Annotated in this window: 12 protein-coding genes; 8 read left to right on the forward strand and 4 right to left on the reverse strand. The window is 44.1% G+C overall.

Annotated elements, in window-relative coordinates; genetic code table 11:
* Nucleotide 1: 1 nt before the first annotated feature.
* The 5 genes from FGM00_RS12915 (at nt 2) to FGM00_RS12935 (ending at nt 10962) form a co-directional block, all read left to right on the forward strand.
* Nucleotides 2–5482 carry an eCIS core domain-containing protein gene (locus FGM00_RS12915; RefSeq protein WP_138853311.1) on the forward strand — a complete coding sequence of 1827 codons (5481 nt, stop codon included), beginning with the start codon at nt 2–4 and terminating at the stop codon, nt 5480–5482.
* Nucleotides 5483–5537: 55 nt separating this feature from the next.
* Nucleotides 5538–6719 carry an eCIS core domain-containing protein gene (locus FGM00_RS12920; RefSeq protein WP_138853312.1) on the forward strand — a complete coding sequence of 394 codons (1182 nt, stop codon included), beginning with the start codon at nt 5538–5540 and terminating at the stop codon, nt 6717–6719.
* A 161-nt stretch (nt 6720–6880) separates the two neighbouring features.
* A complete protein-coding gene (locus FGM00_RS12925; protein WP_138853313.1) occupies nt 6881–8242 on the forward strand; it encodes an ATP-binding protein in 1362 nt (453 codons plus the stop codon).
* A 541-nt stretch (nt 8243–8783) separates the two neighbouring features.
* A complete protein-coding gene (locus tag FGM00_RS12930; protein WP_138853314.1) occupies nt 8784–9206 on the forward strand; it encodes a hypothetical protein in 423 nt (140 codons plus the stop codon).
* A gap of 10 nt (nt 9207–9216) precedes the next feature.
* Nucleotides 9217–10962 (forward strand): hypothetical protein, encoded by a 1746-nt coding sequence (locus FGM00_RS12935; RefSeq protein WP_138853315.1) that lies wholly within the window; start codon nt 9217–9219, stop codon nt 10960–10962.
* A 54-nt stretch (nt 10963–11016) separates the two neighbouring features.
* Here FGM00_RS12935 and FGM00_RS12940 read toward each other — a convergent pair whose 3' ends face one another.
* The 3 genes from FGM00_RS12940 to FGM00_RS12950 all read right to left on the reverse strand — a co-directional run bounded on the left by FGM00_RS12940 (nt 11017) and on the right by FGM00_RS12950 (nt 16833).
* Nucleotides 11017–11685, reverse strand: coding sequence for a C40 family peptidase (locus tag FGM00_RS12940; RefSeq protein WP_138853316.1), 669 nt, complete (start codon nt 11683–11685; stop codon nt 11017–11019).
* Nucleotides 11686–11816: 131 nt separating this feature from the next.
* Entirely contained in the window at nt 11817–12776 is a 960-nt protein-coding gene (locus FGM00_RS12945) for a hypothetical protein (protein WP_138853317.1), read from the reverse strand.
* 94 nt (nt 12777–12870) lie between these two features.
* Nucleotides 12871–16833 (reverse strand): cache domain-containing protein, encoded by a 3963-nt coding sequence (locus FGM00_RS12950; RefSeq protein ID WP_138853318.1) that lies wholly within the window; start codon nt 16831–16833, stop codon nt 12871–12873.
* Nucleotides 16834–17939: 1106 nt separating this feature from the next.
* Here FGM00_RS12950 and FGM00_RS12955 point away from each other — a divergent pair.
* The 3 genes from FGM00_RS12955 (at nt 17940) to FGM00_RS12965 (ending at nt 22643) form a co-directional block, all read left to right on the forward strand.
* On the forward strand, nt 17940–19595 hold the full coding sequence (locus FGM00_RS12955; RefSeq protein ID WP_138853319.1) for a proprotein convertase P-domain-containing protein: 1656 nt from the start codon (nt 17940–17942) through the stop codon (nt 19593–19595).
* Between the two features lie 526 nt (nt 19596–20121).
* Nucleotides 20122–20991, forward strand: a complete 870-nt coding sequence (locus FGM00_RS12960) for a hypothetical protein (protein WP_138853320.1) — start codon at nt 20122–20124, stop codon at nt 20989–20991.
* 809 nt (nt 20992–21800) lie between these two features.
* Nucleotides 21801–22643 (forward strand): polysaccharide lyase, encoded by an 843-nt coding sequence (locus FGM00_RS12965; protein WP_138853321.1) that lies wholly within the window; start codon nt 21801–21803, stop codon nt 22641–22643.
* Between the two features lie 208 nt (nt 22644–22851).
* On the opposite strand, the gene FGM00_RS12970 is transcribed toward FGM00_RS12965, so the two are convergent.
* Nucleotides 22852–26946: a hybrid sensor histidine kinase/response regulator transcription factor gene (locus FGM00_RS12970; RefSeq protein ID WP_138853322.1), complete on the reverse strand. Its 4095-nt coding sequence runs from the start codon at nt 26944–26946 to the stop codon at nt 22852–22854.
* Nucleotides 26947–26988: the final 42 nt, after the last annotated feature.

Consider the following 26988-nt stretch of genomic DNA (forward strand, 5'->3'; position numbering starts at 1 on the left):
TTTGTTTTCTACGGCAGACAAAACGGTAAAACCGGCTGTAAGCGTTCAACGCAAGGCAGAGCAGGCTTTTTTTGGTCCTCAAAAAGAGCAGGGATCCCCTACGCCGGAAACTCCTTTCTTTAAACCCGCCATACAACCCAAGCTAAAGGTAAACAAGCCCGATGATGCCTACGAAAAAGAGGCCGACCTTGTTGCCGATAGGGTCGTAAACATGCCGGAACCACAAGTGCATGTGCCCCCTACTTCACAGCCCGAAATGCAGCGACAGGAAGCGGAAAAAGAGGAAGATGAAGAAACACTACAAACCGCTTCCACCACCCTGCAACGCATGGCCGATGAAGAACAGGAAGACGACGGCCCAACGGTGCAAACTAAACGAATCCGTTTTATTCAAAGAGAAACCAGTGGTCTTGAAACGGGTTCCGCCCAGGAAGATGAAACTATACAGACCTATTCGAATCAGCGGTCACCTACGATGTATCCGTCCGACGTGATACAGTTAAGTGGCCGTGGTCCCCCGGCTGGCGCCGCGCGATTCCAAAGTCAATTGCACAATTCCACCTCTGGTGGCCGACCTATGGCCAAACCCGTCGGAGACTTCATGGCGTCCCGTTTTGGGGCGGATTTTAGTGGCGTAAGGATACACACCGACGCGAGCGCTCAGCAGATGAGTAAGCAAGTAAATGCGCATGCCTTTACCTACCAAAATCATATCTACTTCAACAGTGGAAAATACGATCCTGCCTCAAAAGGTGGGCAAACACTTCTTGCGCATGAGTTAACCCATACCATACAGCAAGGGGCTAGCCCTGTACGTGCCAATGTGCAACGCAAACACAGTTTTTCCGCGGTACAGCGCAAAACCATCCTTCAACGACAGGTCGCACCACAACTTACCAAAGCCGTAGAACTGGCAGAGGCCGAACAAGGAAAGGTCATTGCCAACAAAGAAGGTGCGGATGGGTACCGTTATGGCTGGGAACATCTAATGGAGTATTTCGAGACCACCTTCGGAAAAGACAAAATCGTTTCACAAGCTACCGGTGAAAAAAATATTGTCCCCAGACAAAGCATTAAAAGGAAATCCGAGTTTACCGGTAACATTATTCTTCCCGATGGCAAGGTAGGGACCGGGAAACGCGATGCCATGCCCAGTTGGTGCGGTATTTTTGCATTTTGGGCACTAAACAAAGCAGGTATCCCGATGCCTAAATGGCAACTGGGAAAATCCTTCATCCCACCCGAAGCGGCCTATCCAAAGGGCCATACCCCTAAGCCGGGTGACATAGCCTATAAAGAACTCCGCTCCCATTATGGACTGGTCGTGGGTATGGAAGGCGCTAACCGCGTAAAAAGTGTCAATGGCAATACGGCCGGAGATGACAATCTTGGTGGCGAAATACAGGTGCAAACACACGACCTGAGCAACTGGCAAGGCTTTTTTAATCCCTTGGTCGCCAAGACCGGTAATCTGCGGGATCCCTCCCTGGGCGACAAAGATACCGAGCCCAAAACCTTGGACGAGCTCCTAAAGGCAAAATACGGTGTCAGCAGAAAGGCGGAAAACGGGCAGGAGGAGGAAGAAATCCAAACCAAGACGGAAATCGGTCGAAAGGAAGAGGAAGAGGAAACACTGCAAGCAAAAACCGAAGCCAGCAAGGAAGAGGAAGAGGAAACGCTGCAGGCAAAAGCCGAACAGGAAGAAAAAGAAGCAGAAGACGAAAATATTCAGCGATCTGAAATGGGCAGTCCGGGTGGCTTTGCTTCCAATGGGGTCGAATATGAACCCGATGACGGCCCGGCCGATATACAGACCAAGTCAACGTCTTCAGTGGCCGCGCAAGTAAAGAACAGGGCTCCTGGTCCGATGATACAGGGCGGGTGGCTTGGAGATGCTTGGAACGCCGTCTCCGGACTCGCTTCCGACATGGCCGATCTGATAGAAGAGGGTATTGATAAGGCCAAGGACTTCCTAATCGATAAGGTACTTGGCTTTGTAGATGAGATTCCCGGGTACACGCTTCTCAGTTACATTTTGGGCAAAGATCCCATCAAAGGTACCACTGTAGATAAAACGCCGCTGACCCTATTGGATGCCGTACTCGACCTTATTCCCATAGGTGGGGAATTGGTACGGGGCGTACTCAATTACTTCCGAGCCACGAATCCGGTAGCGAATTGGTTGTTCGATTCCGTAAAACGCTTTTCAGGCCTTATCAAAAGCGTGGGCAGCGAGTTCAAAAATTTCTGGAACAGGCTAAGCATTAGTGACGTCGGTAATCCGGAGCGGGTGATGAACGATGTGGCGAACCTCTTCCGATCCGTTATTGGCCAAGTAATCACTTTTGTTTCCGAAGTCGGAAAGGAATTCCTTAAACTGGTAAAAGAAATTGCGATTACCAACCTTGTTTCGTTCGTCAAAAAACGTTTCCCGGATGCCTATGACCTATTGATCGTAATCCTCGGCGAGGATCCCATCACAGAGGAAACCGTAGATCGTAACGGCACGAATATTTTAAACGCCGGATTAAAAGTGCTGGGGGCCAGAGGGGCACAGATAAAACGGCAAATGGAGGCCAATGGCATCTTTGCCAAATGTGTGGGCTGGATCGATCGGAGTATCCATGTGGTCTTCCAATTGATTAAAGGCGTGAAGAATTCCTTTGCCGCCCTTTGGAAACTCGTTTCATTCGAAACGCTCAAACACCCCTTGGATGCCTTTGCCGAACTCGCCGAGGCGTTTGCGGCACCCATCTTGCTTATCACCTCTTTTATCTCCGATGCCATGCGGGAACTCCTGGCATTTTTGAGAGAGGCACTGTTGAACGCCTTAAGCAACTATGCCAAAGGGACCAGGGGCTACTTCCTGGTTACCGTGCTCATTGGCAAAGATCCTTTTACAGGAAATAAGGTCCCCAGAAATACGGAGAATATTATCCATGGCTTCTTTAGTTTAATGGACGGTGGTGAGGCACAATTTCAACAAATGAAAGAAAGCGGGGCCATCGACCGGATGAGCCAAAAGATTTCAGCTGCCGTCAAGAAATTGAACTTTACATGGGACTATATCGTTGGACTCTTTACAGAATTATGGGAATCCTTCGATTGGACGGACTTCCTGATTCCGGGGGCGATATTCATCAAAATCCTCAAGACATTTGCCGACCCCATTCGTCGCCTGGTCAATTTCATCACGGTCATTATCAAGATTGCCATTGAGATTTTGATGGTGGTGATGAATTTCCCCGTAGACACGGTCAACAATATTATCGCCCGGTCAATGGAGGCCTTTGGCAGTATAAAACGTGATCCGATCGGCTTCCTTAAAAATATCCTGCGCGGCATAAAACAAGGCTTTGTCCAGTTCTTCGACAATATCCTAAAGCACCTGCTCAGCGGCTTGGGCAATTGGCTCTTTGGTTCGTTGGGTGAATTGGGAATCCAAATGCCCCCGGACCTTAGCTTTAAGAGTATCCTCAACCTGGTCCTGCAGATTTTGGGCATTAGTGTCGAAAAGATCATGGAAAGGGTATGGGCGAAACTCACCGAAAAGATAGGTCCCGAAAAAGTAGCAACGATCAAGGGTGCCATCGACAAATTAACGGGCATCTGGAGCTTTGTCAAGGATGTGATCGACCGCGGGCCAATTGCCATTTGGGAATATGTACAAGAAAAGTTGAGCGACTTGTGGAACATCGTTATCGATGCCGCCAAGGGTTGGATCATGACCAAGATCATTGGGGAGGTAACGGCCAAATTGTTAAGCATGCTCGACCCTACGGGCATTATGGCCGTGATCAACAGCGTCATAGCGATTTACAGGGCCATACAATCCTTTATCGAGCAGTTGCGTGCTATGCTCGAAATCTTGAATTCCTTCGTAAACGGTATCGCTGAGATTGCCGCCGGCAATGTACAGGCGGCGGCCGATTATCTTGAGGGAGCGATGGCCAGGGGCATACCCGTTCTTATAGGCTTTTTGGCCAATCAGGTAGGCCTAGGTGGTATCGGCAAGAAAATAGCCGAGGTCATTGGCAAGGTCAGGGAGAAAATTACCGCGGGGATCGATTGGTTGGTGGCGAAAGCCCTGAAAATAGGTATGCCTATCATCAATGGCGTATTGCAGGTGATTGAATTCGGGGAAGGCCTTGTGGAGAAAGGCAAGGCCAAAGTAAAGGGCGCAATCGACAGTGTTCTGCAATGGTGGAAAAAGAAAAAGAACTTTAGGGGAGCCGATGGAAAATCGCACAAGTTATACTTTGCCGGCAATGCGGAAAATTCAGTGCTTACCGTGGCAAGTGAACCTATCCCTTTGACCAAATTTTTGGAAGACAAGGAAATTGCGACCGATCTTGTTTCGACCAAGCAGGAAGCCGTTAACCTCTCCGCCGAAATTGATGGTATAAAGACGACGTTAAAGGTGACCAATGACAATGCAAAAATTAAAGAATTGAATGGCCAACTGGATGTAAAAATGGCCGCCTTGATTCCTAAGATAAGTTTGCTGATGGGGGGCAATGGCAAATCCGTGCAGCTATTGGAAATCTACCTGAACTCTAAGGTTACCGATGATCAAGGGGCGATTCTACCACAATTCATTGCCGACTTGGAAACCGACAAGAACAAAGTCGATGATAAGAAGGTTTACGGTCTGAGCACCAGACAAAAAGATAATAAGACAGAAACAAAGGTGGTACGCCAAAGTGGTATGGCGGGTGCCAAATATTTGAGTATTGCCATTGTTGAAGGCGGTATGCTTATGCCAAGTCCCGAGAAAGCCTATGTGCCCGACCACAAGAATTATATTCCGGACACCATCAATATATCCGAGAAAAATGGAACATATACCGCGAAATATGATACGAAAACCTTTGAAGGAACCCCCGGACCAACCTTTACTATAGAAATTTCTTTTGCCGAAGTGTTGAACAAAAATGAAGATAATATTGAACAGCGCATTGTAGCTGCTGAAAATTTGGTTTTCAAACCAGAAGGAAACCCGCGCGGTGTGACGGATTCTGCCGGCGGTGGCTTTGACAATGCACATTTAATTGGCGACCGCTTTGGAGGTTCGGGTAAAAACAAAGCCTTGAATATCTATCCGTCCTCCCCGAATTACAATAGAAAATTAATGTTGGGTGTAGAAGACCGTATGGCCGCCGTCTTCTCATCCATAGACAAATTTAATCTTACCGTGACCGCTCAAATCAAGGAAGAGAAGAAAACCGGTAATAACCTGAAAAACCTATTATTGACCGAGTTTGAAAAGGATAATGCGAATGCTACGGAATCCGATCAAGAAGTCCAAAAAGAATTGAGTAGCAGACTACAGACCGAAATCAACAAGGACATAAAAGAATTACCCGGTAAATTTTTAAGTATGCAATACAGTTCTCCAGGTGAATTTACCGGCCAACTTGGAGCCGATCCGGACTATGACAAATCAGTAAAGGAATTTGAAAAGAGAAACGTAAATACCTAATGTGACAAATATGCAAGTTTTTAGCTGTGCTTTTAATTTTTAAATAAGTAGACCTATGAAAAGCAAATCATTTCATCGAAGACGACGGGTTAAACGCCAAAAGCCCGCCCAAAAGAAGGCGCAAAACGAAAATTTCTTTGAGGCCCAAGTGCAACGCAAATGCGAAAAATGCGAGGACCGGGATAAACAGGTTCAGAAAAAGGTGCATGGCACACCGGCTAAGGGAAGCAAAAGTTTCTTTGGCCATTATATGAGCCATATCGATGCCAAAGGCAGTACGCTCTCCAAACAGCAACGCAGCTTTTTTGAGGGCAGGATGGGCGCTAATTTCGGGGATGTCAAAGTGCACAACGACAGGGAGGCCGCCAATGCCGCCAAGGAAATCGGGGCCAAGGCCTTTACCTGGCAAAATCATATCGTGATGAACAGAGCCCATTTTGAAGCGGGCAGTATTGAGGCGAAACAATTGCTCGCCCATGAGTTGAAACATGTGCAACAACAGAAAAACGGAAGGCACCTCATCCAAATGATGCCCGAGGAGGAAGGCGCGGCACCCATGAAAGAAGCAGGGGAAGAGGAAACCGTACAAGGAAAAGGGGACGACACCATGGCCGATACGGAAGCTGCCGCCATGGAAAAAGAGGCAGAAATGGAGGAAACAAACATCCTGGTACCCGAAAGCGTTCCTGAAATCCAGTATATCGGACGGCCGACCAACAAAATGGTATTCGGACAATCGATTTCCATCCAAGGGGTCACCAATGCCACCTACGACGGCGGAAAAGGTCGAAGCAACGGATTGCAGCGAACCGCGGTTACCGAGGGCCCCGGCTGTGCGGAAGGGGACTGTTGGCACTATACCGGCCACTACCAGATCGATTACGGCGTAGCGACCTCGGTTTCCCTGCCGGAGGTGCCGTCGGGTCTTAGCCCTTGTCAGGAAGATCGGGTACGCGAGGCCATTGCCAACGAGCTGGTCCCCCACGAAAATGATCATGTGGCCGCATTTGAACAATATAACGGTAGCGTGACCCTGTCGATAGACTATACTGGGCCAAGTTCGGGCATAGAGGCGTATGTGCAACAATTGCATGACACCGATGAAGCGGCAAGAAGGGCCGCTTCCAATGCCGCGAGTACCGCCCTTGATCCGTTTCATGTGAACATCGATTTGGATTGTGAAGAGGAACCGGCAGCCGCTCCCCCGGCCGCCTCGGAAGTTCCAGCGGTTTCGTAAGCATAGGGATATCACTTTTATTAGTAGCCATTTTGTGGTATCTTATACAGGATAAGTTCCCTTCAATAAAAATTTCTTGGACCCGGACAATCCCCCCAAGCAGTGTCCATGAATAGTAGTAGGTTCAAAAAAAATATATCGGATGCATAAGCAAAGTAGCTATGGAAGGAATTAAAAATACCTTGAAAGTGGTTTCAAAACATCGGGACGAGCTGGCCCTGGGAATCGATGCCATGGGCAAATTGATCGTAGATCGTCTAGCGGCCGAGCAGGCACAGACCAAATTCCTTTTGGAAACGTATAAAACCCGTGAATTTACCGAGGCCTTAGACGGCATCCTGCAACTTGAAGGGAACTTTTCCTTTGAGGAAAAATTGGTTCTGTTCCTGGCGATTACCCCCTACATAAGACCCGGTTTTTTCGAGGACATCATGGCACAGGCACTTCCCCAAGGTGGTGAGTTCATTGCCTTCGGCGGCATCAAGGGGCAGCAGCATAGGGGAATCCTCCCTACTGGGGACACCGCCTTGTTCGTATTGGCCGGACTCGACATAAGGGCCCGATTGACGTATCAAAAGCTTTTCAATAGCGATGGGCTCTTTGCCACCTACGGCCTACTGCAAGTCGACGGGACACCGCATGCCGAGCCCACCATGAGCGGGCGCTTGGTGCCCGATCCAGATTGGCTGGAAAAAATACTGCTCGGAAAGGAGGCCGCTCCGGTCTACAGCGTGGAGTTTCCAGCGCGGAAGATCACCACCGCGATGGAGTGGGACGACCTGGTCCTTCATCCGCAGACTTCCGAAAACATCAACGATATACAGCTTTGGGTGGCCCACCACCAAAAAGTACTCGACGACCCCACCTTTGGCAGGCGGATAAAACCCGGCTATCGGGTATTGTTCTATGGCAAGGCGGGCACGGGCAAGACCTTAACGGCCTCCTTGCTGGGAAAGAAGTTTGGGATACCTGTTTACAGAATAGATTTGTCACAGGTCGTTTCAAAATATATAGGCGAGACCGAAAAACATATCGAACTGGTCTTCAACAGGGCCGAACGTAAAAACTGGATCCTGTTTTTCGACGAGGCGGATGCGCTGTTTGGAAAGCGCACCAATGTGCAAAGTTCGAACGATAAATTCGCCAATCAGGAAGTTTCCTATTTATTGCAACGCATCGAAGATTTTCAGGGACTCCTGATTTTGGCGTCCAATTTTAAGAACAACATCGATGATGCCTTTTTACGGCGTTTTCATAACGTAATACACTTTCCGATTCCTGGAGTTATGGAACGCTATAAATTATGGACGCAAAGCGTGCCCTCCGGGATGAACGTCGAGGACGCTATCGATTGGATGCATATCGCGGAAAAATATGCGGTAACCGGCGCCGAAATCGTAAACGTGATGTACTATTCGGCCTTAAAGGCCCATTCCCGTAAAAATCCAGTCTTATTGAAGGCCGATATCTACGAGGGCATAAAAAAGGAACTAAAGAAACAAGACAAAACCTTTTCCTATTAATCGCAGTTGATGGTTTGCACAATCGAAGGATGTGAACGCAACCGAACAATGTACCTTTTCAGGAAGTAAAAACTGTCCCAATTGTGTGCAAAAGCCAAGAATCGAACTCGTTTTCAAGTATATTTGGCCAGGCATTTCTTTTTCATGGATATTTTTACAATAGGAAAATTCTAGTTAAATTTAAGAACTCGTCTTGAGTTAATGTTTGGAACCGAGAATGAAGGCTTTTGTGGCCTGATGAAGTCATTTTTTGGTTGCATAGCCTTCGCTACGGAAGCGAAAAAAGTCGAAATCAGGGTGCAAAATGCAAAATTCGTAGGTAAAACATTAACTCAAGACGAGTTCTAAACTTAGATTGCCGTTCCCGTAATCTAATTCCCCTTATTAATACATACGAATTCACAATCGAAAACCCCTGCGCGATCAGTTCCGGACAGGACGGGTATCGCTCGGTTTTGATGGTTCGCAACATTTCAAAAAACCAGGGCCTTCGGCCGATGGTCTACCAGGCCATTTAAAAAGGCCCCCTAAATATCGCGATATGAATTTAAAACGAACTACGCTGATTCCAGTCGATGACCCTGGATTGGCCAAATCGATTTTCAATGCCTTTATCGAAAAGGAGATGATGATTCTCATGATCATCATCGGCGATACGAAATCCGTGCGGGAAGCCATTCCCATGGCAGACAATCTGGCCACCCTCTCCTATTTTAATATGGAGCGCTGGGTACTTTGGATACGCGATGGTAAAGTTTTGGAAACCACCTTGAAAGAACACCTCAAAGCTTCGACCGAGGATCATGCGAATGCCGATTTCGGGGATATCAAATGTTTTTGCTTCTCCCCTATCGCTGATGAAGTGGCAGGAATCATCCTGAAAAACGGAAAGCTTGACTATGCCAGTCTGCATCAGTCCTTCTTCAGGGCACAGGCCCACGATATTGCGATTACGAACAGCTAAAAACACCTTTATGAAACCGACCGCCAATAGCGTAGCACTTCTCCTTTGTTGCCTTTGTTCCTTTGTTTTTCACGGGCAAATATTAAACGTTCAGGAGCACACCCGCGGGCAGCTGCAGGAAATCAACCTGAACGGAAAAAGAATAGTGGATATCAACTCCCGTTTAGAAATCGGCATATCAAAAGAACAGCTAACGGCCAGCATTCAAGAACGTTTTCCGCAGTATGCGCAATCAATTGAATTGGATCAACGGATACAGGATTTGGGCAAGGTACTCGCCGATCAGGAGCAACTTCTTAGCGCTTTAAACGACCAATTCGCGAACATGGCCCAGCAAGCGCAATTCTTCGATTCCATGGAGGACTTTCTCACCATGGTTAAAAACAATGAAATACTCAGGACCCGGTACAACACGCTGCAAACCGAATTTTTCTCTTCCGGGGCGAATTTGAACGGTACGCTGCCAGAACCCTATATCTTCGAGAATTTTTCCGAAGACCTAAGCGCGTTGAAGGAGGAGTTCGCTCAACTTGAAATCGACTCCTATACCATCAGCCTGGTGGCGAGACGAAACGTTGCCGTAGGGGGCAAGGTGCATATCGAGAACTTCGACGTGTATGAAGAGCAAGAATACATTACAATCCCACGTTGGGTAACTACGCTTTCCGAAGCTCAAAAACAACAACTCCAGAGCTTGGCCGAAAAGGCTAAGGAAAACAATTCAAAAAAGGCATCCATCTTCAAAAGCTTACAACAAATAGCACAGCGTCATTTCCCATCCGTTGTCTGCCTACAGGACCAATCGACCGCCATTCGCGATTTCGTGAACGACCCTACGGTTGGCAATCAACTCACCGAAACGGCCAAAACCGCGGCTTCGGAATTATTGTTGCAATTGGATGGCCTTATAGCGCCAATAACTCTTTTGAAAACCGATTTGGCCGAATGGACTATTACATCACCTTTTGAATTAATGGAGCAATTTGAAACTGTAGTGACGAATCTAAAGTCTCTCCGGCTTGATACGGAGGCATTTGAAAATACCGTTACGGATATTAACGCCATTGCGGGACGAGCCCAAATTTTAATGAACGGTGTACAAGGCTGTCTTGAAGAAATTTCAACCGATTTGGAAAATTTGAGGACCACCTTATCCCTCCTAAAAAAAGAGAAGCAAACCTACGTGCAGAACGCCGAATTGGAAAAAGAAATACTACAATTCGGTCTGGACAACCTTCCGGAAAAGGGCTATATAAATCTTGAAGGTACGGGTGATAGGGCAAACGGTGACAAATTGGTCATTACGCTGTATTTGAGTCACCCGAAGGGAGATCAAGTCTTACCGAAAAAGCCAAATGAATTGGAACGCCACGAGCTGGTCATGCAAATGGTGGGCGCACGATCTGAAGTTGCCGTTGGAATGATCATGGCCAACCCTAGCGCATCGGCAGTTGATTTTGATTTGGAACGCAAATTTTATTTCGCACCTTCCGCCTCCCTCCTATTAAAGTTCGGGTCTCGGAACTCTTATTTCTACAATGAATTTATCGACCTTGGGGTCGGACTCAATTTTGCCTCCCCGGACTTTGACACCGATGGCTCCCCAGAATTCGGTACCGGACTTATCGTCACTGCGTTCAAGAATGTATTGAGCGTAGGATATAATTACAATGTGACCTTGGACGCACCCTATTGGTTTTTTGGGGTTAATCTGCCCTTTAATCTCCCGGGCATACCGGTAAATACCATAAAATAACCAAAATAAGATGTCATAAGGCATTCAACAAGGAAAGACCTTTTGGTGGCAAAATCAGCTATGTACCGTTAACATTTTCTCCAAAAATTCCCGGGATGCCTTGTCGAAGATCCCGTTGATTTTCATTTCCTGGGAACTCGATTGAAATTGTCGCAATGCCTTTTCGGTCTTACCGCCGAACATGCCATCGGAAGTACCACAATCGTATCCGAGCTGTTTCAGGGAATCCTGTAGCAGCACCACCTCCGACCCCGTATCGCCGTTCCGTAAATTTTTGCGCGAAAATTTGGGAACGGTCGTCTTGCGCAAGCGTCGAAAACCCAGCAGCCGGTCGGCCTTGTAGCCCGTAAGCGATACCTGATCCCCTTGATTGCCACCCAAACAATAAACTCTTGAATGATCGGCCGAAAAGCCGACATAGAAGGCCACATGGCCCTGCCATGAATCTATCTTAGTGCGCCAAAAAACCACAATATCGCCCGGCTCGGGATTGTCAATAGGCAAGCCCACATTCAACCAAGACCGCGCCGTGAGGTTTTTAGACCGTTCAAGGCCAGCCTTGTGGGCCACCCAATTGGCGAATAAACTGCACCAGGCGGTTTCGTCCGATTTGTAATTTTCGAACCCCGCTTCCTTGGCGTATTTCATAATCTGTGGGCTATGTTGCCTTCCCTTGACCTCCTTTACCCCTATTTCGTTGCTTAAAATTTGTAACAAACTCATTGAACTTTTATTTAAGTGAAACATTACTTTGATTACGTATGCCACTGTCTTTCATCGCTAAGGAACATGTGGCAAAACTGAATCGAATTTTAAATAAATCCTAAAGATGGTTTTTGCACTTCCTGTACGCGTTAATTATCCCTGATTTTTGCCGTTTCTTGTTTCAAATGGCCGATTAGGACTGTGACTAGGCTATCCTCTTTTTTTAGTTCTCCATTGGTAACTGCTTGATCTATTCGCCGCATTTCATTCATATGTTCCTCACGGTACCAAGCTGATTTGTTTGGAACAGGCTCCCCTTTCAAAATTCTTTTGGACGGTTCATAAAAGTCCATGAACATCTTTCGATACGGCCCATCATAGGGGTCTTTAATAAAATGTTCCATTTGCTCTAGGTCTAGAATAGCATTCCAAACCCATAATGGGGGCCGTTTTATTCGATTTTTAATTTCCTCAGAAGTAAGGAACTCATCGGTAAAATATTTATCGGGATAATGGGTCGTCAGTTCATATGCAAAATCGTCACGTGCTCTTTTTTTCAGTTCTTCATGTAAAAACTGTTGGTGCGAAATGGTGGGATAATGAATCGTATATTCGTTCGTAAGTGCTTTCAAATAGGCTATCATATAATGTATATTGAGGCGTAGTTCCCCAAGCTTCTCTTTCGACATTTCGGCCATCGCATAAGTGTCAACGAGACTTCTTTTGATATCGTAAAGGGTAGTAATACAAGGAATGATATCAAATCGCATTCGCTCACCATACGTTCTGGCAGACTTGTGGGCTTCGATTAAAAGTCGGGCGTTATCGACCCTATCGAAAACATTCCGTAATTGGTCCAATAGCTCTTTTTTGAAGTTCTGCTCTCTTTCCTTGGCCGATTTTTCGTCCTGATATATTTCGAATACAAGCTTGATGATTCCTCCGAAAATACTCGATGCCGATATGGTCATCAATGCCTTACCCAATTCAGACACCCAGCGAGGCGCTTCTTCGACAGCAAATAACCCTACGGCTATCGTTAGAAGCAATAATCCTAGGATTACTAGAAAAACGATACTATTTTCTCTAATCCGTTTGATAAAAAACATATCTCCAATTTAAATGCAATGCGTTATGGTATTGTACAACAGTTCCTTAATTTTTATAGCCTTTTAAATAGTATTATGCGTCATGTTATTAGATTTACTTTCGCCCACCCGAAGCAAGAAATTTACTGACCAAGGGGATTACGACCCCTAAACCGCCCAAGGCCCCGATGGCTGCATCAAAATCGGTAATCAGGTCCGGTTTTCCCAAAGCAATGAATATAATGATGGTCAAAATAATCAGATAGAAGAGGATACGCAATGAGCCCCAAGAGCTCTTACCCCTGTGTTTATTTTCCAAGCGCAAGGCCTCGTTCAATGATACGGAGGTAACGATAAAATTCATGAAACTATAATTGAAGATAGCCGGGCGATCCCGCCATACTACCAATCCCTTTTTCATAAGTGAAAAGAGCGAATGCCTGTTCTTGATGTTCAAAAAGCCATCTTTGGCCAAATCATAGAGCATATAGCGCTCACGGGTGGGTAATGAGTTCCAGATGTCATTGTAGTATCCGTGGGCCACATTCTGGGTATGCATGGTCATGCGTTGAAGATCAAGCCGCTCGCTCTTGTCATCGGGGTCTTCAGATCCGTACAATGTTTTTGATAAAATGACCGGTGCCAGGGTGGGTAAAAACTTGCTATGCCCCAACTCGTTGACCAAGGGGGAAATTGTTTTGTCGAAAGCCCTCGGAATGTTTTTATATTCTGCCTTTAAAACCTCATAGACCCGAGCCTTATTTTGGGTGATGCCGATAATCACCTGCGGAAAGGCACTCAGGATATTGCGCCAAGAATTGAAATCATCCTCCAAGCTTCCCCATGGCAGACCGGAATCTGCTGAAGGGTTTTCATAGAGCGCCAAAATTTGACTGGGATAGACCTCCGATATCAATACCACTCTTTTCCGTTCGGAAATCAAGAACGAAATGAGTTTTAACTTGGTGTGGTTCGCATCGAACGATTTCAGATTGTGTTCTAAATGCTCGATGATGAATACCTCCTGATCTTCCCAAACAAATAGTCCATCATCCTTTTTTCTAAATCCCGTAGCCAGTACCCCCAGTATTTCGGAAATGTCGGCATTGATGTCCACATTATCCAACCGGAGCATGGAGAGCGTGGCCACGGTCTTATAACCAGCAGCCGCAATGATTTTTTTAGCGAAATGGCGTTTCCCCGAAAAAGGTAGTCCAATCAAGAAAAGGCCCGAGTTCGATTTTTCGGCAAGAAGCATCCGCCCGAATTTTTTGACATAACCCTTTTCCGTGTCAGTGTCAAAATCATTGGGCCGCAGATGCCTAAAACGCAAGGCAAAGAATCGGTCTACAAAGAATAAAATCAAAGAGAACAATAAAGCCAAAATGAGAAGAATGCCGGTCAATTTTAAATACGGAAAACCCAAATCCGGATTCATAAATTGTTCATCGTTATGCACAGCGACCTTGATGCCACCTTTACTATCGGGATATTTTAGTGAAAAGGAAAGACTGTCGGTCGACCGCTTACTTTCCCAAAGGCTATCCTGCGATTGTTGGTGTACCAGGGCTTGAAATTTCCGAACCCGTTCGTCATATACCGGTCGGGTCTTCCACAAAAACGCATCGAAAAGTAATTCACTGGGCTTCAGGGTAAAGGTCTTAATAATGTCTTGATACGAAAACACTACATTCTTAGGGTACAGCCCCTCCGTCAAGTGTGCATTGTAGAGTTGCGAAAACCTTGGTTTAAGGGTATCGAATTGAGGTAGCTTTTGAACAATACTGCGCTTTTTGGCTATATAACGTTCGCCCATATGCATTTGATCGGTCTTGAACCACACTGCATCGGTAACTTCCTTCGCTTTCTGAAAGAAGAGATATGAGGGATAGATAGCAGCCAATGCCAACCAGCTGAACAGAAAAATGGAATACCAATATCGATACGCAATATGAAGATTGACGAATGAGCGCTTACACAACTTCCGTATGCCCTCCGGGATGGAAAAAAGCTGTCCTCGGACGATAAAAAACAGAAAACACAATTGTACGATGATAACTACTGTCAAAAATCCAAATGCATCCAAATTCATACGTACCATGAGTACGTTCAAAGAAACGATGACCACTAAAAGCATGAAATCGCGTACCCTGAATTTTATAGCTTTTCTATTTCGATATGGGTGTAAGGTATAGTACACGGTGAGATAGGCCCAAATGCCCAGTAAGAGACAGATAATATACACCTTCGCCGGTGCTACGGGAAAGCAACTACCAATACCGATCGCAATGAACAGTATACCGGTAAAAAGACCTGACAAAAGAATGTAGGTATCCCTTTTGCCTTTTTTTGGGGTCAAAAATTCGAACAGAAAGGTATCGTAGCGGTACAGACCGAGTTTAGGATTTCTAATGATCAGAGACAGTATGGTTATCAGAAACATCAAGAGAAATGCCAAGGCGATTGCGGTACTTGCCAAAGTAAGCACCTCCGAAACACGGGTACGAAGAAGCCCGATATCATAGAAAGCGATAACACTAAGGTTTGTTCCTTCGACGGGTGTGACATTGAACAATTTCCCTTTTTCGCGGTAATTGACCATGCCACCGGCATTGATTCTCCCGATGACCGCCGCCTTTAATTCATCGAATTGACGACTCACCGTAAAGAAATTTTCCAAGGTGGCCCTACCCTCTTCCGAGTGAAACCATACTTCGCCCTTATCGTCAACAATCGCGAATTGATACCCAAAGGGTAAAATGGGCTCGTGCACCGATTTTAACTGTACACTCCCCACCCGATAGCCGGAAAGCGCATCCGAAGGGTTGTTGAGAATGTAGACCGCTTCTTCGGTTCGATCCTCTATAGAAACGACCGGTCGCATAACGTATTCAGTGCCGAACTGTGCATGCCAAACATTGGTCGCCGTATCAAAGTCTTTGAAATAGGGCCTACTATCCAAGGTTTTGGTATTCTTTATGTTATTGCTATCCTTTTGGATCAGAGCGAGGTGATAGTAGACCTCTCCTTTTGGATTGATTTTGGATATGAACTTGAAATGGTCCATCCATCGGGAATCGGTTTCAGGTCCTTCATAATAGCGCAGCTTCTCATCTTTTTGTAAGGAATCTTCTTTTTTTAGGGAAATTGTATGGAGCTGTCTAACAATCTGGTCATTTTCCTTTTCAAAACGTGCTCCAATATCCGTACTCAAGGATTTCAACCCATCGGGTACCACATGATAGTAGTCGTAATAGTGGCTCATTAAGGACAGGAAAATTACCATCATGATAGGCGCGCCCACGATAATCGAAATACCGGAAAGAATGACATCCTTGCTCGAAAGGCGTTCGTCTTCGGCAATAAAGAGCATTTTGAAGTAGGGTAGCCCAAACAGACTAAGCAACAAAAAGGTGGTCAACAGGGCAATAATCCAGGGATCTAGTTTTCTGATATTTTCATTATAATGTTCCGCTTTCACCAGCCCGATAATGGTAATCTTAAGACGAACAAAACGATTGAAAGGCGTTACGAAATCATATTCCCGTCCGAAAAGCTGATATTTGATATCCTCCTGGGGAATCGCCATGGAAACTCCGATATTCAGAAGGTTCTTTGCAAATAAGGAATCGGGCGGAATGGCCAGTCCCGCCAACGAACTCTTGTAAATGTCGGTATGTATTCCGGTAGAATCGGTATCCCGGATAAGGAGTATAAAATCGTCGAACTCCTGATCGAATCGTAAGGCCCTTTTCGGTTTTTTCCAATCCTTTCCAATCGCAATTTCAATCGCATCGGCGTGTTTGCGCAATGTATCTTCGACCGCAGCTGGCGTTACTTTATTTTGTGAATTGTAGGACTGTACATCATTGGTTAGTTGCCTGGAAATAATATCGAAGTAGGAATCTAGATTTCGGAGTTTCGCCTCCCTAAAATTGTGTTCGTTAACTTTAATGTGAAAATAATAACCAGCGGCCATAGCACCGATCAGTACGGCACCGATCATAAGCATTCCAAAAAGCCGTTTGTATGATGAAAAGGGCTTGCTCAAACCTGTGAGTAACGAAGAAGTTGGCATGGTTGCAAATCTTTTAGGACATGCGAAGTCGCCCCACTATTGAAGCGAATTAGTCGAGAGACGTCAAAACAGTCTCTGTGGTTCCATTCTGTGGGGAAGCGATAGTAGAGCGGTTGGTACTACTTACTATAAATGAAGGGGATATCTTAGAACAAATTAAAAAGAACTGTTTGTCGATCCGGTGATTTTTGTACGGATTGCCGAAAATTCTGTGTGAATCGGGGGAGAAACGTTTATTTCAAAAAATTACCTGAACCAAGGTCATTTTAGATAAGGCGAGGGCCTTCCCAAATATGGCGGTTTGCATTTAAGACCGAGTCCTGTAGACCGAAAAATAGGGCTAAAAATGACAGGCATCAGAAAATCTTGGATATTTACCAAGGTGTTACTGCCAACGTGCTAGTGGCTCATGCTAGCGCGCCATAATTTTCATGATAAAAAATATGGTCAGTGATAAAATGAGACAGCTGATGGCCACCAATACGTTTTCCTTGGTGAATTCCTTCTTGACATTAATTAATATCGTTTTCATATTAGTGTGTTTAAGACAAAATTGGCCCGAATCCGATTGCGGGAAAAAACTAGTCGATGTAGGTAAGTTTCAACCGCCCATTGACCCCATAGGTGCATTATATCGAGAAAATAAGTTCTTGAACGCTATTTGTTCCTAATCAGTTTGATGGAAAAATTTGCGAGCCGTGCTTTTCAATATTGCTCCGCACCGTGACCATGTGCCCTTCAATACGTAACCGGGATCGAGCCAATTTTGAAAAGGCAATTCAAACGCAAGGCTCTGAACTAAATCCGAAAAGAAAAAAACGGCAATGCATCATCCACAGAAAGCCCTAATTTTTATTCCCGAACAGGATGTGGTTTACCCTATGGGCAATCACCATTTCTAGGGATTGACTGATATGAAAACAATGCCTATTTTTAAACAAAGGTTCGCAGATCCGAACCTCCACGTCGGTTTTCGGGATTAAAATAATTCCGATGTTCCGGTATACACCGATTCTTTAAACACTACCGGGATAGTCTCGAAGCCATGGTGTAGCGTGGTAAGGTAGCCTCCCCAAAAAACCCGGCAACACTATAAAACAAAACCTATGAAAATCTATCACTTTAAAAACGAACAGGTACTCCCCATTGACGAGGGTGCTCCAAATGAAATTAATTCGACCATTACCGTGCAGGGTACCGGTGGGAATATTACCGATGTAAATGTAAAATTGGACATTGACCATTCGTATACCCGCGATCTGGAAATACGACTAAAAGGTCCAGATGGTACAAGTATACTTTTGGTAACCGGAATAGGCGGCAGCGGCGATGATTTTGAGGAAACGACTTTTGACGATAATGCAAGTGTAGCTATCCGTAGCGGCACGGCTCCCTTTCAAGGGGTATTTCGTCCTGTTGAAGGCCTTAATCAATTCAATGGCACCGATGCCAACGGAAACTGGAGTTTGGAAATTGCCGATCGCGCCTTTCAAGATGGCGGATCGTTAAATAAATGGGAGCTTGAAATCATTACGGACGAACCCGTCGAAAATACGGGACCGTTTGTTTTCAACAACCGAACCCTGACACCTATCCCGGCCACGGGAACGCCAACGATAACATCACAAATCAATGTGCAAGGTCTTAGCGATATCAATGTGGCGGAGGTATGTGTCACCATCGATTTGGATCACACCTTTACGGGCGATCTAAAAATCAGTATCGTCAGCCCTGACGATAAGGAAGTCGTCCTCGTGGAAAGTGAAGGAGGAAGCGGTGATCATTTTAACGATACCACTTTCGATGATGCGGCTTCGGAGGAAATCACTTCCGGCTCGGCACCCTACACCGGAACTTTTCGGCCAGAGGGCAATCTGGCAGATTTTCAAGGAATATCCCCTACCGGAATTTGGAAATTGATCGTCAAAGACCAGGCCAACCTCGATGGGGGAGCCTTAAAATCATGGACACTCGCTATAAAAAGTAATGACACCCCGCAACCGACCTCGCCTTTTAAGATAGAAGTCAACTTTTTGGGCGGACTGACCAATAGTCAACAGGCGGCCTTCCAGATCGCCGCTGACCGCTGGTCGGAAATCATCGTTGGCAATCTGCCTTCGGTCAATACGGATATCGGGGTGGTAGATGACCTGGTCATCGACGCCGAGGGTATCGTAATCGATGGTTCCGGTGGGATTTTAGGGCAAGCGGGGCCCACCCAGCTTCGACCTGGGAGTATGCTACCCGCCAGGGGCATCATGCAATTTGATTCGGCCGACCTGCAGCAAATGGAAGACGATGGATCACTGACCGGGGTTATCGTGCACGAAATGGGCCATGTCCTGGGTATCGGTACACTTTGGTCGACCTTCGGATTGATCGAGGGAACCGGATCGGACAACCCGGAATTTAAAGGGTCGAATGCCATAGCGGAATACGCCACATTGAAAAACGCCCCCTCGGGTTTTGTGCCCCTTGCCAATACAGGCGGACAGGGCACTCGGGAAGGACATTGGAGGGAATCTGTATTCGACACCGAGTTGATGACCGGTTATGTTGATGTTGGCCAAATGCCGTTGAGCAGGCTTACCGTGGCTTCGCTTCAGGATATCGGTTATCAAGTCGACTACAACAAGGCCGACCCCTATATTTTACCTTTTGCCTTGCTTACTAGGGGCAGAATCGAAGCCAAGAGCGTACACCGATGTCAAGTCGGTGTTCCCGCTTTTGAAGTGCTGCCGGAAGACAGCGTGGTTCAATAGTCTTGATATTTAATTAGTCTAATAGGGTATTGAGGGCCTTATGCGCTACTCTCGATAAATCTGGCTGCCTTAGTTTGAAGTGAATTTCTTGCGACAATTTATCTCTTCATTGGGTGTCGCAATTACGCCAGATTATATTGGAGTATCAAAACCAATCACAGAATGATGGATGGCTTTGTTTTGATTTTGGAATAGCCTTTCGATAGGGGTATTGAATAGTTCCAGCGTTTATACTCACCTCATTTAAAAGAATCAAATCAACCTTCCTTATAAATACACTCCCGTACGGGTCTGTCATAATCAAATCTCGACTATAGGTTTTTCAATCCAGAACTTAATCCGATTTCCAATTCTCTGCAATCCGCATTTTTTTAATTTTTATTAATGGGGCAAAGCCCTTGGTTATCTTTTCATTACCTAAAACACAGTTGTGATATTCCGAAAAGTTCAGCGTTTTCTGTAATTATTTAAGAATACCCCGACAAAAAGATAAATTCTTAATTATTAATTCAAAAAATCATATGTTATGAAGAAGATTTCAATTATGCTAGTGATTACCTGTTTCCTTGTCAGTTGCAACAAAGAAGATGTCAATCAAGATGTTCCCGCCGAAAATCTGGAATTCGCAGACCCCTTATCGAATATGGTGGAAGACCTGAGCAGTGTCAGTGCGAGAAGCACAACAAACTCTGCGAGTAATCCAGTCGTCATTACTGCGGAAACCTTTGTAGATTTTGTTGATTACACGATTCCCATCTGTGATATTGGCCCGTTTAAGTTGGAACGGTTCAATGGTCTTTTTTATGGACTACCGAACGGTACGACCTCTTCGGCACCCACTATTTGGGATTTGACGGACGAAGGTTGTTATGCCAGGGTAAGCAGTTCAGGAGGAAGCGGGCAGGAGGAGTTTCAATTCGGACTTTACTACGAAATCTTTGGTATCGTAGTTCAAAAGTCGGAACCCCTCAATCGAACCAGGGGCTTTTGGTTTACCGAAATCGATAACTCTGACCAAGTACGTAAGGTTACTTTTTTTGAGGATGGATCCTTTGAATTAGGTCTTCCTATGGCTAACCCCATTCAAACCGATTTGAATTGTTCAGGAGCGGGAACGTTTCCGACCGGTAATTTTTTCGCCTCTGATTTTCCCAGAGGAGAGCGTTTAGTTAGAAACTTAAACGATCAAAACCTTTTATACGAATCACTTGGTAATGGATTGAGATTTCTAGGAATTTGTGGTGAGGGAGAAATCGTTACCGACATCTGCGCAGATGTCGAACCTTTTAATCGCTCCACTCGATATAGAAGAGGAGACCAAGTAGTATATCGTAATTTTCTGTTTACCCGTGTTAGAAGGGGATGGAGAAGAGACGGAAGATGTGGTATCAACTAATTGTTGTCATATCAAAATTTAAAATGGCGAGGCCTTGTGCCCCGCCATTTTTTTTCCTTTTATTCCCGTTTATCGTAGAAGGTATCCTGATTCCGATCAATCAGGCAAGAGCGTAGGCATAACCATGCTATTATGACAAAGCTCATCCCCAAATCTTTACAGGATTTCGAGTCAAATAGCCAAACCCGGCTTACTCTGCTTGGAATTAGCACGCACGCAACCGTTTCATTATTGAAAGAACAATTGCTGCTGGTACGTTATTTTCACTATTGATGCAATATCGAAACAATAGAAAAAATGTGGGACAATATTGACAGTAATGAAGCAATAGTGATTATTACCGAGCGGGCTAATCGCTTAAATTAGTCGAACCAGTTTAAAAATAAACTACCCAGAGGCAAGCCGTCTAGGAATTGAAAGGAAATTCAATTTAGATTTCGACCCAAGGCAAGCGTCAGAGCATTCAATCTCGATTATCGGGTAAATACCGAATATCGACTGGCCGACCGTAAATGGTGTCAGTTTAACGAATGTATACGTTCAGCAGCTCACTTGTATATCCTCTTGAACATAGATATCGAAGTGGGAATAAGGCTCGAAAGATATGGTATATGCACCAGGGAGCTAGTCACCAAAAAAACCTGTGATTCTCTAAGGATGAACCGCCTTTTCGATAACAGGACTTTCGACAATTAAAGACCAAAACGATTAGTCTATACAAATCCTCACCTTAATAAGATAGATTACATCCAGTATTGAAAGTGTTTTTTTATAGAATAAGTATAACAAAGTTTAATAAAATAAGAATTATGAAAAGTATGACAATCAAAATTAGGCCAGGGTTTTTAAAACTGCTCTTCGTTTCTTTAATCTTCATATATTCTTGCGATCGCGAAGCGGGAGTCGATGATTTAGAGATACAACAGGAGGTATTGGAGCAAACAAAATCGACCTCATCGGTAAGTTCTGGCAAGGGCAATGAAACCATTGTATTAAAGGGAGGGATAGAGAGTCCGAACAATGCCGGTAACTGCTACCCAAAGAGAACGCAGCCCGAGGTAATTATGTCAGGTATTAACGAAACAAGTTATAAAATGAAATTTCAAATCAAATTCGATAGATATTTCGACTTTGATCGAGGAGGAAAACTAGGTTACGGTATGTTTACCGGGGATGGTCCGGGCGGATGCCGCGGCGACGACGCCAAGAACAATAAAGGGGGTAGTTTTAGAGTAATGTGGAGAGGCCTAGGGGAAGGACCGAACCCGAATAAGTGCGTCGTAGACAATGACAAACTTATTACTGGCGAATTCTTCCCATATATCTACCATAAAAACATGACCGATCGCTGTGGTGAAGATTTTGGTAAAAAGTATTCTATTGTGAGGAACAAATGGTATACCATCGTAATGGAATTTAAATCCAATACCGGTAGCAATGCGAATGGCGTTGCGAAATTATCCATTGGTCCTTCCGGTTCCAATAACTTTACTGTTGTTTTGGATAAAAGGAATATGGTTTGGTCAACAAATCCTAGCAAAAACTTTGTCAATGTAATCAAACATAATTTTTTTAGAGGCGGTGCCGGCGCTAGTTGGGCCTCCCACGTAGACGGTAGAATTTACATTCGAAATGTACAATTGGGTATCTGATTTTTTTAGATTCCTTTGATGGGGGAATAAACAGAAAGCTCAGCGGGAAAAAACCTGCTGAGCTTTTTGTTTTAGGCTTTTTGCTGCTTATGACAAAATACACGTCTTTAACAAAAAGAGAATAACTTTTGTATCGATTCGTATCATAAACCCGATGAACCTCTTTAGCAATGCTACTATTGCAATTTTAAATTGGGGAAGAACCGTCCTATACCCCTGGAAATGTAGGATGTTCGGCATGAACCCGTAGGTTTTTAAAATACTCTTGGGGAGTTACCTTATATACTTTTTTGAAACATCGTGTGAAGTACGATTGGGAACTAAAGCCTACACGATAAGCAACCTCGTTGAATCGATAATTTTTTTCCCTGACCAACTTTACGGCACATTCTATCCTTATTAAATTAATGAACCCAGTGGTGCTAAGTCCGGAAAGAGATTTTATTTTTCTATGAAGATTACTTCTACTGATCATTAGTTCCTCCGCCAATTTTTCCAAACTAAAGTCTTCATCAGACAAATTATGCTCTATGACCGCACGTATTCTATTGAGAAAAAAGCTATCAAGTCCACCTGCTTCAAGCGTTTTGTTCGAAATAAAACGTTTCGTGAAATTACTATGTATCCGCCTGCGCTGTTCTAATAGATTTTCAATCCGTTTCAATAATATCCGCTCATCAAAAGGCTTTACCAAGTAAGCGTCCGCGCCTTTATCCAATCCCGTCAAAACGTTTCCTGACGATGATAGAGCGGTTAACAGGATAACTGGTATGTGGCTAGTTTCTAGTTGTGCTTTGACAATTTTACAAAATTCGAACCCATCCATTTCCGGCATCATTACGTCCGATACGATAACATCGATTTTAGACTGTTTTAAAATAGCCAATCCCTCAGATCCATTTATCGCATATTTCACTTGATAATAATCCCTTAAAAAATCACAGATGAACGAACTAAAATCCAGATTGTCCTCTACAACCAAAATCTGCGCACGATTTTCTTGACTAATTTCGTTTTTTGATACAATCGTTACTTCTTCCTCAACGCGTAAATTTTTGACAATTTGATGGCTTTCGGAAAGGATTCTTTGTGCCTTCTGTGTGGTTGGCAAAAGTATGGTGAAGCAAGAACCTTTGCCCAAAGTGCTTTGAACCGTAATTTGGCCTTGATGTAATAGAGTTAATTCCTTACAAATAGAAAGGCCTATTCCACTTCCCTTAACATCTTTCGCATCCTCTTTTTTATTGAGTTTTCCTTGCTCAAATCGATTGAAAATTTTAAACAGATCCTCATTGTCAATTCCAAAACCGTCGTCTTCTACGGTAAGCTGAATGAAACTATCAGAACTTATTTGGCCATAGCTTAACTGATTATCAAAGGCGTTTGACGTTATACCTACATTTTTCTCTACTGTTACCTTAATTTGACCGTGGGATTGAACGTATTTGTAAGCATTTGAGAGTAGGTTATAAATGAGCGTATCGAGCTTTTGTTGGTCAGCCTCGATTATAAGCGAAGAATAGTCCGTATTTAAAATAAAACTGATTTGGTTAGATTCCGCTTCACCTCTAAAACCCATTTGAACTTCATTGACCAATTTCACAATATCGACCTCGCCAATATTTAATTTGCTTTCACCTTTCTCGAGCTTTCTTAGTTCAACAATTTGATTGATGAGCTCAAGCAGACGATGAGCATTACGTTTCGCGATAGCCAGATTGTCCCGGTCTTTTTGTGGAATGTTTTTTGATTTTATCAACTGCCTTAGAGGCCATAAGATCAGTGTTAGAGGAGTTCTGAATTCATGCGAAATATTAGTAAAAAGCTTAAGCTTCATTTCATGGATATGTTCTTCGTTCTTACGTTGATTTTTCTCAAGTAGATATTCCCTCTTGAGTTTTAGACGTTCAAGGTAAAAACGACTTATAAAATATAAGATAGTAGCTAGTAGTACTGCATAGATGATATAGGCAAATGTAGTTTTGTACCAGTATTCATCGATTATTATTGTCATCTGTGTAGGCGTGTCGCTCCAAATTCCATCATTATTGGAGGCTTTTACCTGAAAGCTGTACTCGCCAGCTTCGAGTCCGGTAAATAATACGGAGCCCTCATTTTCTAAGGGTATCCAATCATCGTAATAGTTTAATAGACGGTATTTGTACCTATTTTTATTGGGAATCAAATAATTGTCAGCAGAGAAGTTGATGCGAAATGTTGTTTCATTAGGGCGTAATTGGATAGGATTAATTTCTAGATTTTCACCATAAACAGGGTAAATTGATTTATGATCGTTTGTGTTCAAAACATTGATTATCGTATATGGTCTTTTCGAATTGACTTTTATCTCGTTCGGATCAATGCCAGTGAACCCGTTCGTACCACCAAAATATACATGCCCTTTATCATCCCTAAATACGGCTTGCGGGCTGAATATATCTCCTTGAATGCCATCTAAAAAAACGAAATGACGTCTGCTTTTATTTTTGGGGTTGTAGAGGACCAGTCCATTATTTGAGCTGAACCAAATATTATTTTCAAAATCTTCTATGATACCATAGATACTTTTTTGTCTAAGGAAAGAAACGTCCTCAAAATTTTCAATTCTGTTTGAATCTGGATTATATGTCAATACTCCGTTAACTTTTGTTCCGATCAAAATTTTACCAGAGCTATGTTGCCATAAGCTATATACCGTGTAATTTTCTCGGTTACCTGAAGATCGATTATTCGTAATCTTTTTAATAGTTCCTGAAGGTAGGTGGATTCGATACAGCGAATTGTTTAAAGTTCCTACCCATAGATTGGAACCGTTGTCTACCAGAATAGACAACACATCGAGATTGGACATGGGAATGCCACTACTATTGTTGAGGAAGCAACGACGCATCCTTTTTGTTTTAAAACTATAGAAATTGATCCCACCTCCGAAGGTTCCGATCCAAATGCCATCATTCGCTTCGTGCAAAGCGTAAACACTGTTGGAAGATATATGCTTGCCGTCATCCGGTCCGCGTTTGAATACTTGAAATGAAGAGGCACCTGCGGGCTTGTACCATAATCCTCTCCTAAAGGTACCGGCCCAAATACCTCCGTTTTTGTCCCTGTACAGCGACTTAATGTTCTTGACCTGATTTTCCTTATCCAATGGAATAGTCTTGAACTTTTCGGTAGAAAGGTCGAAAGAGTTCAATCCCCCAACTTCTGTTCCTATCAGCAATTCATTTTCTCCGATTTGTATAAAAGAACTGACTACATTACTACTGATGGAATTGTAGAACTTGCTGTGCCGGTAGGTTTTAAAATTGTTGTCGGAATGGTGTATCAGCGCCAAACCTCCGGACCAAGTACCGACCCAAACACCCCCCGAATTATCCTCATAGATCTGAAAAATAGAATTGTGTGGTATTCCTGGGTAGTCTTCTGGATTAAAAGATTTTAGAACTTCACCATTATCCATGTATAGCCCGTTATCCGTGCCGAACCAAAGTCTGCCCTTAGAATCCTTTTTTATCGCTCTTACTCGCTCCGATCTTGGACTTTTAGAAGTGTTTTCAAAAGAAATCTGCCTTATGAATTCACCATCCTGATTGTAGACTTTAGCACCATTTTCTTCGGTTCCGACCCAGATAAGGTCATTTTCAGCGTAAATAGAGGTGACCTTGGCATCCACTGAAAAAAGCTTTTTTACTGAATTTGTGGATGGAAAAAAACGGAATATGCTACCTGATTTTGTGCCTAGCCAAATTCTATCGGCATCGTCCTTATACAAGACTTCCGGAGCCCTAATTTCATTGTTTGCTATTCGGTTCAGTTTTTTGGTAGCTTCATCCAGAACACCAAAATTGTTTTTATCGATTACCAAATACCTTCCATCATTTGTTTGTAACAGTGACAAAACCCTGGACTTCCTAATAGAACCATTTTCGTACACATACTCTATTCGCTCAAAATTTTGTGTCCGTCGGTCAAATGTGCATAACCCCTTATTCGTTGCTACCCATATTTGATTCTCATTATCGCAAAAAACATGCGATACTTCTTCACTGGCCAAGCTTAGCGAATCATTGGGCATGGGGGTGAACCATTTTGAATTGTTCGAATCATACCTGATAAGCCCTTGCCGACTACCCATCCATATATAGCCCTGATCATCTTGGGCAATTGATTGTATAGCACCACGAGTAAAGCCTCCCGGTGGGGATATTCTGCGAAAACTAATGTCATAGGATTGACCGAAAACAGCACCTTGGGAAAAGGTGAAGTACAAAATCAGTGAAAAAACCAGTGTGAATTTATTCATTGTTGAATTTTATCCGGATATAATTCAAAAATAACAATTGTT

The organism is Aggregatimonas sangjinii (assembly GCF_005943945.1).
Taxonomy (GTDB): domain Bacteria; phylum Bacteroidota; class Bacteroidia; order Flavobacteriales; family Flavobacteriaceae; genus Pelagihabitans; species Pelagihabitans sangjinii.